Below are 12,586 nucleotides of genomic sequence, written 5' to 3'. Positions count from 1 at the left end.
GCCAACGGGTGCGTCCATGACACATGTGATCATCACCGGCGGCTCGAGCGGAATAGGCCTCGCGGTCGCCTCGATCTACGCGGCCCGGGGAGCGAGGCTCTCTCTTGTCGCACGCTCGCGCGACCTTCTGGAACAGGCAGCGCAGAAGCTGGTGGCCGAACACGGCCTCGAAGCCGAAGCGGTCCGCATCGAGGCCGCCGACGTCTCCAAAGGAGAGGAGATCGAGGCCGCGATCTTGCGCTGTGTGGAGACGTTCGGGCCCTGCGACGTTCTCGTGACCTCGGCAGGCGTCGTCGAACCGGCGTCCTTCGAGGCGATGCAGGGCGCGGCCTTCCAGCGACAGATGGAAACGAACTTTTCGGGCACGGTACATGCCGTGCGCGCCGTTTATCCGGACATGAAGGAGCGGCGCAGCGGCCATATTCTGATGGTCTCTTCGGGCGCCGGCCTGATCGGAATCTACGGCTATACGGCCTACTGCGCCTCGAAGTTCGCCCTCGGCGGCTTCGCCCAGGCATTGCGCAGCGAAGCACGCGTCCACAACGTCGGCATATCGATCTGCTTTCCACCCGATACCGTGACGCCGCAATTCACGAGGGAGCTTGCCGCCCGGCCGCAGGAGGCCAGCCTGATCATGGGAACCGTCCGCCCATGGACGGCCGAGGCGGTTGCGCGAAAGATCGTCGAGGGGATCGACCGGCGGCGATTCGAGATTTATTTCGGCGCGATCTTATATCTTCTCGGCCGCTTCGGGCCGGCGGTCAGGCCTTTCCTCAATTGGTGGTTCGATCGGGCGATCGCGCGCAACAGTGGACTGTGACGGCCGCGCCCCCGGCCATGCTTGTGCCAGCCAATATTAGGCTTTAAGTGTCGGGAGAAGCCTTCTGCCGAGGCGGCGACGGTGAAATGGCTCAAAGGTATCGGCTTGGCGCTCATTCCCTTCCACCTGCACGACTACCCGATAGCCTTGACCCTCGGGTGCTATCTGCTGTCCTGCGCGGTGATCTTCTATACCGACCGGTTCGCCCTTCCGGCGCGCGAACGCAGGAAGAACGCACCGAAATACGGGCGCTATCAGGACAGGATCGACCGTCTCGCCCGGCTGCCGGTCATCGCGCTCGTCTTTGCCGGCTTCTTCGCGATCTCGTGGCGGCCCCTCTATGCCGCCGCCGGCACGATGAGTTTCTTCATCATTTTCACCGGCATTTCCCGCGCGAAGTTCAAGTTCATCCGCGAGCCGCTGGTCTTTTCCGATATTGCCCTGGTCGCGGATGTCTTCAAGTACAAGACGATCTTCTATGCGAGCTCGCTGAACATCGTGTTCTGGATCGTCGCCTTCCTTTACGTGTTCGGCGTATCGGCACTTTACATGTATTTCGAGCCGACGATCCTGCCCGAAAGAAGCAGGCTCTTCTGGGTTCTGATGATGGTGGGGATCGCCGCCGGACCCTGGGGCCTGTTGTTTTACGGGCCGGTGAACCGCCCGACGGCCGCCCTCGTGCAGAGACTGGTGAAAGCGATCAACGTCAAGAAGAACACGGTGCGTTTCGGTACCTTCGCTTCCGTCGTCTTCCATTTCATCATCTGGCTCGGCGTCAAGCGCGACAAGATCGTCGCCGAATTGTCGGGAATACTGCGCGCCGCGGTACACGACCTCATCGGCCACGAGGAGGCCCCGCTGATCGTCGTATGGCAGTCGGAGTCCTTCATCGACATGCGGCATTTCGGTGTCGATTCGATCAAGCTTCCGACGGTCGACCGGTTGCGCAAGCAGGCGGTGCAATGGGGGCGGTTGAGCAATGTCTTCGAGGGCGGCTACACGCTGCGCACCGAATTTGCCGTCCTGAGCGGCCTTGTGCCCGACGACATCCACGTCGATGCCAGCTATCCCTATCTTCGTGCCGCGCACTATGCCGATGTCGTCTGGCCCGGAAAGCTCAAGCGCGCCGGCTGGCGCACGCATTTCATTCATCCCTATGACCGGACGTTCTTCCTGCGGCACAAGGCGATGCCGCTCCTCGGATTCGAGAAGCTTACCATGCTCGATGCCTTCGACCATAAACCGGAGCGCGACGGGCTTTATGTCTCGGACGCCACGCTGGCAGCCCGCGTGCTCGCCGAAGTCGAGAAGCTGCCGGAAGAGGAGAGCGGCTTTTTCTTCGTCGCCTCGATGGCCAATCACGGCCCCTGGGAACCGGGGCGCGTCGGTACGCTCACCCATCCCGTCGATATCTACCTGGCGATCCTCGAGCAGTCTGACGCTGCGTTGAAGCAGCTGATCGACGGCCTCAACAAGCTCGACCGGCCGGTCTGGTTCGTCTTTTACGGCGACCACGCACCCCTTCTGAAATCCTTCGCGGATCCCTTCCCGGATCCCCGCACGGATTATTTCATCGTGCCGCTCGCCAAGGCGCGCGCTGCGGCCCACAGCCCGAAGCGAGCGAAGGACGAGGATCCCTGGAACCTGCTCGGCTCCATGCTGAAGCACGCCAATCTGCACAAGGACGCGCTGCAATAGCAGCGTCTTCCGGAAATCCGCCCGATGACAGCAGATACGACCTTCGATCCCGCGCCGCCAAGAACCTTCCTGTTCCTGCAGGGGCCGGCGTCGCCGGTCTTCGCCAAGGTCGCCGGGCATCTCGAAGCTCTGGGCCATTGCTGTCTACGCATCAACCTCAATCCCGGCGACCAGATATTCTGGCGACGCCGGGGCGCCCATAACTACCGCGGCTCGTCGGCGCGGTGGCCGGCCTATGTCGAGGCCTTCATCCGCCGCCACGCCGTCACCGACCTCGTCCTGCTCGGCGAAGAGCGCCCCTATCACCGGATCGCCACAGCTGCCGCGCGAAAAGCCGGCATCCGAGTCTTCGTGGTCGAAATGGGTTATCTCAGGCCGGACTGGCTGACTCTCGAGCGTGGCGGCATGTCGTCCAACTCGCACTTTCCGGTCGATCCCGCGCAAATCCTGCGAGCGGCAACGGGCTTGCCCGAGCCCGACTGGCAGCGGCGCTACCGGCAGAGCTTTCTTGCAGAGGCGGCATACGACCTCCTCTACAACCTGCCGAACGTGTTTTTCTCTTTCCTCTTTCCCGGCTACCGCCGGCACGGAATCTTTCATCCGCTCGCCGAATATGCCGGGTGGATCCGGCGGCTGGCGGCCGGCAAAGGCGAGCAGCGGCGCGCGGATGCGTTGATCCGCTCGCTTTCGGCGAAAAATGCGCCGTATTTCGTCTATCCGCTTCAACTTGAAACGGACTATCAATTGCGTGCGCATTCACCCTTCAGCAGCCAGCGGGAAGCGATCGACGGCATTCTTGCCTCTTTCGCGCGACATGCGCCGGCAGGAACCAGTCTCGCCATCAAGGTGCACCCGCTCGACAACAGCCTGATCCCCTGGCGCAGGATCGCCTCGGACAAGGCCGCCTCGCTCGGTGTCGGCGACAGGGTCCTCTATCTCGACGGCGGCAATCTCGATTCGCTTACGCAGCACAGCTGCGGAATGGTAACGGTCAACTCCACCGCCGGATTGCATGCTCTGAAGCAGGGCAAGCCCGTGAAGGTCCTGGGGACGGCCGTCTTCGACATTGCCGGTCTCACCGACCAGCAGCCGCTCGACGCGTTCTGGACGGCGCCCGAAGCCCCGGACCCGGTGCTGAGCGGGGCAATGTTCAGGCTGATGGCCGCTTCGATCCAGGTGCGCGGGAACTTCTATTCCCGTGCGGGTACGGATGCCGGCGCCAAGGCGATCGCGGAGCGGCTGCACCGCAACGACGTCAACGAACCGGGCGCCTTCGTCGACCCGCCGCCCCGGCAGAAGCCGGTGAAAATCAGCGAAGATCAGGCGACGCCGGCGCGCAGCAGATCGTGAATGTGCAGGATGCCGGCCGGTGCGCCCGCTTCGTCGACGAGGAACAGCACGGTGACCTTGTGGTCCTGCATGAATTCCATGGCGGCGCTGGCAAGGACGTCACCCTTGATCACCCGCGGATTGCGCGACATCACCTCTTCGACCGGTTGCGCCAAGAGGTCGCCCGTCATGTGACGGCGCAGGTCGCCGTCGGTGATGACGCCGACCAGCTTGCCGCTTTCATCTTTTATGCCGACGACGCCGAAGCCCTTGGCCGACATTTCGATGACCGCCTCGCTCATCGGGCGACCTACGGAGAGCAGCGGCATCTGTCCGGTGCCATGCGCCAGCTCCTGAACCAGACGCAGCTGCGCGCCCAGCTTGCCGCCGGGGTGGAAGGTCTTGAAATCCTCGGCCGAGAAGCCGCGCCGCTCCAGGAGCGCGATCGCCAGAGCATCGCCGACGGCAAGCTGCAGCATGGCCGAGGTCGTCGGCGCCAGGCCGTGCGGACAGGCCTCCGGCACCTTCGGCAGCACGAGGGCGATCTCGGAATTGCGTGCAAGCGTGCTCTCGCGGTTCGAGGAGATCGAGATGATCGGCACTTTGAAGCGCTTGGCGTAGGTCAGCATGTTGGCGAGTTCCGCCGTTTCGCCCGACCAGGAGAGCAGCACCAGCGCATCCCGGGCGGTGATCATGCCGAGGTCGCCGTGGCTTGCCTCGGTCGGATGGACGAAATAGGCCGAGGTGCCGGTGGATGCGAGCGTGGCTGCAATCTTGCGGCCGATATGCCCGCTCTTGCCGACCCCGGAAACGACGACCCGGCCATCGCCGTCGCCCATCAGTTCGACCGCATCGACGAGGGCGGCGGCGAAGGCTTGGTCACCGGTCAGATGGTCTGCAAGGGCCTTGATGCCGTTCGAGGCAGTCGTCAGCGTCCTCCCGATCGACTCCAGCACGGTGCCACCGGCATGCGCATCCGCCGTCGCGTGTCTCACACCCATCATCGCCCCCCTGTAGGGCACCTCCGGGAAAATTGTGTCACGGTTTTCCGCCGGAAGTGCGCAGCCAAAAAACGGCCTCGTCAGCGGGCCGCAGCAAGATAGACGCCAGATAGGCTTTTTTCCCGGACAAACCAAGTCTTTCGCCGGCCATTTGTACCAAACCGGCGACTTTTCGGGACGGTCAGGCTCAGCCGATGCGCTTTTCGGCCGAGGTCTCGGGGGGGAGGACTCCGCCGGCGGCAAACTCGGCGAGCGTCATCGAATCGAGGATGGACGACATCGCGTCACGCACCGATGTCATCGAGATGCGCACCCGGCAGGTCTCCGGATCGTTGCAGTCATCGCACATTTCGTAGGCCGTGCGACTGGCGCAGCGTATCGGCGCCAGCGGGCCGTCGAGCGTCCTTATGACATGGCCGATGCGAATCTCGGAGGCCGGTCGCGACAGGGAATAACCGCCGCCCGGTCCTTTCTTCGAGCGCAGCACGCCGGCGTTGCGCAGTTCCAGGAGTATGGTGTCTAAAAACTTCTTCGGAATGTTGTTGCGCTGCGCGATTTCGGTGATGAAGGCCGTCTGCCCGGGTGGAAGCCGTGCCAGGTCGACCAATGCTTTCAGTCCGTATTTTCCCTTCTTCGTCAGCATTCGAGCCAATTCTCCCCGATCCCGCAGAATTGCCGGATCCGCCCTCGGATACAATCTTGTCCTGGCATAGCACAAGAATGCGCTGCCAACACACAGCTATAGTCGACAACCGGGAGATGACGGGCATCCATGGACGCAAGGAGCGGGAGCGTGCGTATATTAGGCTCGCATCCCGTCCGCGGTCCTGAAACGATAATGGGGACTAAAGCACTTCCAGCGAAACTGTGCAGCGGCGTTCCGTCGGGAAATGCGTACTCTTGAGAGTATTCGGTTCTGAAGCAGTTCGACTTCTGCCCTCACGCGGCGGCAATGCCGGGTGGCCGGCTGGTAAGATTCCGCCCGCCCTGGGCGGAAAGGAGCCGGCCAATGGCCGCGCGTGCTTCATCGACCGAACGGAAGCGCTGAGCGTCCAAGTCCCAGACGTGATACTTGACCGCCAGGAACTTCAGACGGTCTTGGTCAGGAACGACGACTCCGACGGCTTCGCCACCATATTCGATAACTTGCTTGCTCATGTAAATAACGCTCCTCCGCACCCACGGGCGCGGATAATTCAATTCTCGGCAAAGGATGAACTCGGTAAGTTTGAACGGTCACATTCGGCGAAGTTGGCGAATGAGACCTTTAACCGTTGCACGACAATGGGAACGTGAGCCGCAGAAAGCGGCGGTCGAGAATTCGAACATGTCACTCTCCTTTGGCTGGCCCGGCACAGGACGCCAGGCGCTCATGAACAAATCGAAGCGGAATCCTTCCGCCTCCCACGATGGCAAACTAAAATAATCTACCAATTTCGTCAACTGAAGAAACGAGAACGCGAAAAATAATTCCCCATATCGTTTCCGTAGCTGCCGTCTCGGCAAATCCGTTCGCCTGTCCGGGCTATCTCGCTATCTAGGTAGCGCCGAATCGCCGTGCAAGGGACGAGTCGAATATAGGCAGTTATTTCCGACGAAAAAGGGGCAGCCCCCGGAGAGGCTGCCCCTTTGCCGCGATCGACACGGCGGCATCAGCAAAAGCGCGGACGGTTTTCCGCCCGCATCCGTCAACGGCGCGAGGCCGTCAGGCCGTCGGCGTTTCCGCCTGCTGCCCGGTGGAACGAGCGGCTTCCCGCTCCTTCCACCAGCGGCTCAGGAACAGCAGGATCGGGCCGCCGATATAGATGGACGAGGTCGTCGCGACGATGACGCCGAAGATCATCGGCCATGCAAAGCTCTGCACCGCCTCGCCGCCCCAGATCGCCATCGGCACAAGGGAAAGCGCCGTTGCAGCCGAGGTGAAGATGCATCGCGCGATCACCTGGTTGATGCTCATGTCGATGAGATCGGAGAACGGCATCGACTTGTACTTGCGCAGGTTTTCGCGCATGCGATCGTAGACCACCACCTTGTCGTTCACCGAATAGCCGATCATCGTGAGCAGCGCTGCGATCGCGGTCAGGTTGAAGTCGATGCCCGTAAGCGCAAAGAACCCGACGGTCTTGGTGATGTCGAGCAAGAGCACGGCGATGGCGCCGACGGCGAAGTGCCATTCGAAGCGGAACCAGATGTAGAGCAGGATCGCCAACATGGCGAGAGCGACGGCGAGGAAGCCGGAGCGCGCCAATTCGCCGCTGACCGTCGGACCGACCACCTCGGTCCGCTCCATGCTGGCACCGGGGATGGCGGTCGTCACCGCATCCTTGATCTTGTTCAATGCCACCGTCTGCGCCTGCTCGCCGCCCGGCTGCCGCTGCACGCGGATCAGCACCGATTGGCCGCCGCCGAAGTCCTGGAGCGCCACCTCGCCGAGATTGAGCTCCTCGAGGCTTTGACGCAGCGTCGGCAGATTGATCTTCTCTTTCGAAACCGCCTCGACCTGAATGCCGCCGATGAAATCGATGCCGTAGTTGAGACCCGGCGTGAAGAACAGGATGACGGAGCTGATCGACAGGAATGCCGAGAAGCCGATCGCGACGAAGCGGCCCTTCATGAAGGAGAAGTTGGGCAGCTGCGGCACCTTGCCAAAAAGCGAAGGGATTTCCAGCTTCTTCATCTTGCGGCGCACGACGACCTCGCGCATCAGCAGGCGCACGACCGTAACGGATGTGAACATCGAAATGCCGATGCCCAGCATCATGGTGACGGCAAAGCCCTTCACCGGCCCGCTGCCGAACCAGAAGAGAAGCACCGTGCCCGCAAGCGTGGTGACGTTGGAGTCGATGATCGTCGCATAAGCCTTGTTGAAGCCGAGATCCAGCGCCTTCATCGCTCCGGCGCCCGCCTCGGTCTCTTCGCGGATGCGCGCATTGATCAGGATGTTAGCGTCCACGGCCATGCCGATGCCGAGAATGATACCGGCGATACCTGGCAAGGTCAGCGTCGACCCGATCAGGCCGAGAACGCCGATCGTCATGATCGTGTGCAGAACCAGACCCACATTGGCGATCATACCCCAGGCGCCGTAGAGCACGACCATGAGGACCACGACGAGGCCGAAACCGGCGAGACCTGTATAGAGGCCCATGCGAATCGAGTCGCTGCCCAGATTCGGACCGACCGAGCGCTCTTCGATGATCGTCAGCGGTGCCGGCAGCGCACCGGAGCGCAGGAGCGCGGAAAGAACCGTCGCCTCCTCGACCGTGAAGCTGCCGCTGATCTGGCCGCGGCCACCGAGAATGGGCTCGTTGATGACCGGTGCCGTCAGAACCTTGCCGTCGAGCACGATCGCAAACGGCCGGCCGACGTTTTCGCGGGTGATGTCGGCGAACTGGCGGGCGCCGAGCGAGTCGAAGCTGAAATCGACGACCGGCTGGTTGGTTCGCTGATCGAAGCCGACCTTGGCGTCGTCCAGGCGCTCGCCGGAAATGGCGACGCGGCTTTCGACCGGATAGCGGTTGCCGTCATTGGCGCCCGGCAGAATGTCGACCCCGCGTGGCGCCGGCTGCGTGACGTCGACGGCCTGGTCGAGCATGTGGAAGCTCATCTGTGCCGTCGAACCCAGAAGCTCACGCAGGTGAGTCGGATCCTGGAGACCGGGCAGCTGGACGAGAATGCGGTTGGAACCGATGCGCTGGATCAGCGGCTCGGCGACGCCGACCTGGTCGACGCGGTTGCGGATGATTTCCAGGCTCTGCTCGACCGCCTTGGTCATGCGGTCGGCAAGACCCGCCTCGGTCATGGCCAGGGTGATGACATCGCCCGCCGTCGTTACCTCGACCTCGGGAGCGGGGGCGGCAAAACCCACAGTGCTCACGGGCGTCGCCAGTTCCTGCAGCTTCGGCAGAACCTTTTCCCGGTCCTGAGCATCGGGGATGCTTACGGTCACGCTGTTGCCGCTGATACGCGCAGAGGAGGCGGAGACGCGCTCACCGCGCAGGACGCGACGGGTATCGTCGAGAAGCGAGTTGAGGCGAGCCTTCTGCAGCCCCGCCCCGTCCACTTCGAGAACGAGGTGCGAACCGCCCCTAAGATCGAGGCCGAGCGTGACCGGCTTGAACGGAAGAACGGAAGCGACCTGCTCCCTCATGGCCGGCGTCAAAACGCTCGGCAGCGCCGCAAGGCATCCGAAAATGATGATCGCGACATAGGCGAGGACCGCCCATCTGGATGTACGCATGTGGGAATTCCATAAATGCCTGAACGCGCTTCGAGCAGCGTCCGGGCTGGGTTTTCATCAATGGCTGAGGCGGGATCGAAAGCCCTGCCGAACTCAAACGATGGCGGCCGGCGGTGGCGGCGCGCGGATGCACTCGTTCTGACACGGTGCGCCGCCTGCGATTTCGGCTCGCGGCAGAGTTGGAGCAGGAGAATCCTCGGGCGCAGCGAGCGCAACGCGTTGGAGCTGGATGAACGGCGCCGGATCGCCGCCGACCATCGACTTGCCGTCCGCCCGCTCGCCGCTGAAACGCAGGTCGGGCAGTGCAACCGCCCTGCATATCTGGCGGGCGACCGGCCGGTCGGAGGAACCTGTATCGGGTTGAGCGACATTGCCGGCCGGCGCTCCGGCCGCACGGCTTGCTGCACTCTGGCCGACCGCAATGACCTGCATGGATAGAGAGGCGCAGAACAGCCACAGCACGGCGAGAAGCCGGCCGGCGTGCATGCTCCTGCTGCCACCACCCATGAGGTCCATCTAGGACGCGGTCCCTTTCTCTTTGCGTCCGGTCTATCCGCGATCGAACGCAAGCGAGACAATTCAGCCCGAGCACCAAGCTACACGAAGAACGTGGCCGGATTCGAGCATGTGCGCTCTTAACATCACTCCGGGCCGTAAAAGTCAAATCCGGGCCGTCACGCTGTAGCGCCGGCGGTTCTCTCCTGGTGGATTTCGATGAGCGAAGGCCCCGGGCGCGACGCCGCATCGGCGAGAGCGCGAGGCAAATCCTTCACGGTCGCCAGCCGCTCTGCAGGCAGTCCGTAGGCTTTGGCGGTCAGCAGGAAATCGGGCGCGGAAGGTTTTACACCCTCCGGCGTGATCCCCGATTCGACCATGTAGGACTCGATTTCCCGGTATCCGTCATTGTTCCAGACGAGGAAGACGACCCTGGCATGCGCATCCACCGCCGAACCGATCTCGGCCAGAGAAAACTGGAACCCGCCATCGCCGACGAGGCATATGACCGGCCGCCCCCGATCGGCGACCGCAGCGCCTACCGCGGCGGGAGGCGCATAGCCGAGCGAGCCGTAGCCCGTCGCCGAATTGAACCACGCCCTTTGCCGCGGTGCGTCGCAATAGAGGTTGCCGGCATAGACGGCCTGGGTCGAGTCCCCGACGATGGTGCAGTCGGGGAGCGTCCGGTAGATCGCCTCGACGACGCCGATTTCCGCAAGCATTTTCGGTGTCAGCTCCTTCAGCGCCTGCTTGCGCGCGGCCTCCGCCCGCGAGGCTCCATTCTTCGCTGACGCATGGTCCGGCAGGAAGCCCAGAATGCCCGCAGTCGCAGCCTTCGCGCCGGAGAGGATCGAAAGTGCTGCCTGAGGTCCGCGCGCGAGCTGCGCCGCATCGATGTCGGTGCGAATGAGGTTCTTCAGCAGCGGAAAGCCGCCATCCGCATAGAGATCGTAATCGGTCTGGCCCATTTCGGTGCCGAGCGCCAGCACGAGGTCCGCCTCCCGCAACAGCTCGCGTATAGCCTTGAGGCTCGGGCTTGCCGGTACCCGGAGCGGATGGCCGGCAAGCATGCCGCGGGCGTTGACCGTCGTGACCACCGGCGCACCGATCCGCTCGGCGAGTTCCCGCACTTCGGCTTCCGCCGTCAGGGCGCCGCCGCCGCACAGAATGACGGGCCGGACGGCTTCGGCGCAGAGGATCGCCGCCCTTTGCAGCGTTTCGCTGTCGGAGCGCGGGCGGGTCGCCGCCGCCGGCTTTGCCGCACGACCCTCGATCTTCAGGGCCATCACGTCGGTCGGGATTTCGATATGGACCGGGCCCGGCCGGCCGGAAAGCAGCACGGCAAAGGCGCGGTCGACGACGAGCGGCAGATCGGCGGGGTTGAGAAGCGTGTGCGAATAGAGCGCCAGCGTCTTCATCATTCCATTTTGATCGGGCAGCTCGTGCAGCAGCCCCCGGCCATGCCCGAGGGAATCCCGGCGGTTGACGCCGGAGATCACGAGCATCGGGATCGAGTCCTGCCGGGCTTGCGCCATGGCGGTGATCGTATTGGTAACGCCCGGACCGGTGATCACGAGGGCCACGCCAGGCTTGCCGCTGACGCGTGCATAACCGTCGGCCATGAAGCCCGCACCCTGTTCGTGGCGCGGCGTGACGTGGCGAATATTCGATGCGGCAAGGCCCCGGTAAAGTTCGACCGTATGCACGCCCGGAATGCCGAATACGACCTCCACTCCGTTTGCCTCCAGGAGATCGACAAGGGTCTCGCCGACGGTTTTCGATTCGACTGTCATGCGCGGCGCTCCTTGCGGGTGGTGCAGCGTTCGGCCAGTGCGGCGATGCGGCGGCAGGCCTCCTCGATGGCGGCATCCGGAACGGTGAGGCTCACGCGCAGAAAGTTGCGTGCCTTGTCGCCGAAGGACGACCCCGGCATGACCGCAACTCCCTCCTCTTCCAGGAGCGCCCAGGCGAAGGCTTCGCCGGAGAGGCCCGTGCCGGAGACGTCGATCAGCGCAAACATACCCGCCTCCGGCGGCAGCACCGAAACCCCGGACGCCCCCGCAAGACCGTCGATGATCCGCCGGGCACGCCGGCTGTAGGATTTCCGCATCTGCCTCGCCGTATCGATGTCATGCGTCAGCGCGTAAGCGGTCATATCGGCGATGAACGGCTGCTGGCCGAAAAGCATGGTCTCGGAGATCGGCAGCAGGCGCTCGGTGAACTCGGCCGGGCCGACGGCCCAGCCGCTGCGAAAGCCGGGTGCTGCATGCGACTTCGAAATGGACGAGACGACCACGGTGCGTTCGGCAAGATCGGGATTGTCGAACGGCGAAGCGAAGAGCGCATCGAAGACGAGCTCCTCATAGACCTCGTCGCAGACGATCCAGAGATCGTGACGGCGCGCGACTTCACCGATCGCCGCAATCTCTTCCGCCGTCAAAACGGCGCCGGTGGGGTTGTGCGGCGTATTGAGGAGCAGCACGCGGCATTCGGGCGTGACCGCATTTTCCAGATCCTCCGCCCGCATGTGGAAGCCGTTTTCCGGGTCAAGCGGTACGAATACCGGATGGGCCCCCGTGGACCGGATGACGCCTTCATAGGTCGCGTACAGGGGGTCTCCGACGAGCACGCCGTCGCCCGTCTCGGCAAGCGCGAACATCACGGCAAAGAGCGCCGTCTGCGTTCCCGGGAAGCAAAGAATGTTCTCCGCGGTCACGGCGGCACGGCGGCGACGGTATTTTTCGGTAAGCGCCGCCACGACCGCCGGCTCTCCGCGGCCGTTTGAATAGCGGTAGCGCCCCGCATTCATGGCCCGCTGACACTCTTCCAGAAGCGCGCGGTCAGGCGGCAGATCCGGTTCGCCGATTGTGAGCTCGATGAGCTCGGCGCCACTCGCCTTCAGCTGACGTGCGCGGGTGTGCAGCGTCCATTTGCCGGAACCGAGCTCGGCAAGACGTGATGTGATCGACGCGTAGCGCAAGTATTCACTCCCTCATTCGTTTT

The 12,586-nt window shown here is 63.4% G+C and carries 10 protein-coding genes; 3 read left to right on the top strand and 7 right to left on the bottom strand.

Annotation, left to right across the window (positions count from 1 at the left end):
• Positions 1–16: 16 nt before the first annotated feature.
• From ACFHWW_RS25580 to ACFHWW_RS25570, 3 genes are all read left to right on the top strand, one after another.
• Positions 17–820, top strand: coding sequence for an SDR family oxidoreductase (locus tag ACFHWW_RS25580; RefSeq protein WP_379941628.1), 804 nt, complete (start codon positions 17–19; stop codon positions 818–820).
• An 81-nt stretch (positions 821–901) separates the two neighbouring features.
• Complete coding sequence (locus tag ACFHWW_RS25575; RefSeq protein ID WP_379941626.1) at positions 902–2,518, top strand: LTA synthase family protein; 1,617 nt, start codon at positions 902–904, stop codon at positions 2,516–2,518.
• A gap of 24 nt (positions 2,519–2,542) precedes the next feature.
• Positions 2,543–3,868 carry a capsule biosynthesis protein gene (locus ACFHWW_RS25570; RefSeq protein ID WP_379941624.1) on the top strand — a complete coding sequence of 442 codons (1,326 nt, stop codon included), beginning with the start codon at positions 2,543–2,545 and terminating at the stop codon, positions 3,866–3,868.
• Here the strand turns inward: ACFHWW_RS25570 and ACFHWW_RS25565 are convergent.
• The 7 genes from ACFHWW_RS25565 to ACFHWW_RS25535 all read right to left on the bottom strand — a co-directional run bounded on the left by ACFHWW_RS25565 (position 3,838) and on the right by ACFHWW_RS25535 (position 12,563).
• The gene (locus tag ACFHWW_RS25565) at positions 3,838–4,851 is read right to left on the bottom strand and encodes an SIS domain-containing protein (RefSeq protein ID WP_018094159.1); all 1,014 of its coding nucleotides are present in this window, start codon (positions 4,849–4,851) and stop codon (positions 3,838–3,840) included. The genes ACFHWW_RS25570 and ACFHWW_RS25565 overlap by 31 nt on opposite strands.
• Positions 4,852–5,035: 184 nt before the next feature.
• Complete coding sequence (locus tag ACFHWW_RS25560) at positions 5,036–5,491, bottom strand: Rrf2 family transcriptional regulator (protein ID WP_100669644.1); 456 nt, start codon at positions 5,489–5,491, stop codon at positions 5,036–5,038.
• Positions 5,492–5,787: 296 nt separating this feature from the next.
• Positions 5,788–6,006, bottom strand: coding sequence for a hypothetical protein (locus ACFHWW_RS25555; protein WP_018094157.1), 219 nt, complete (start codon positions 6,004–6,006; stop codon positions 5,788–5,790).
• 547 nt (positions 6,007–6,553) lie between these two features.
• Positions 6,554–9,088, bottom strand: a complete 2,535-nt coding sequence (secD, locus tag ACFHWW_RS25550) for a protein translocase subunit SecD (protein WP_379941621.1) — start codon at positions 9,086–9,088, stop codon at positions 6,554–6,556.
• Between the two features lie 93 nt (positions 9,089–9,181).
• Complete coding sequence (locus ACFHWW_RS25545; protein ID WP_198516584.1) at positions 9,182–9,604, bottom strand: hypothetical protein; 423 nt, start codon at positions 9,602–9,604, stop codon at positions 9,182–9,184.
• Between the two features lie 158 nt (positions 9,605–9,762).
• A complete protein-coding gene (locus ACFHWW_RS25540) occupies positions 9,763–11,376 on the bottom strand; it encodes a 5-guanidino-2-oxopentanoate decarboxylase (protein WP_324762866.1) in 1,614 nt (537 codons plus the stop codon).
• Positions 11,373–12,563, bottom strand: a complete 1,191-nt coding sequence (locus ACFHWW_RS25535) for a pyridoxal phosphate-dependent aminotransferase (RefSeq protein WP_275596810.1) — start codon at positions 12,561–12,563, stop codon at positions 11,373–11,375. The genes ACFHWW_RS25540 and ACFHWW_RS25535 overlap by 4 nt, the downstream gene beginning before the upstream one ends.
• Positions 12,564–12,586: the final 23 nt, after the last annotated feature.

Origin of the sequence: Sinorhizobium sp. P24N7 (genome assembly GCF_042436655.1) — a bacterium.
In the GTDB taxonomy this organism is placed as follows: domain Bacteria; phylum Pseudomonadota; class Alphaproteobacteria; order Rhizobiales; family Rhizobiaceae; genus Sinorhizobium; species Sinorhizobium meliloti_A.
The sequence above is the reverse complement of the archived record's forward strand: the minus strand, read 5'-3'. Positions and strand labels throughout refer to the sequence as shown.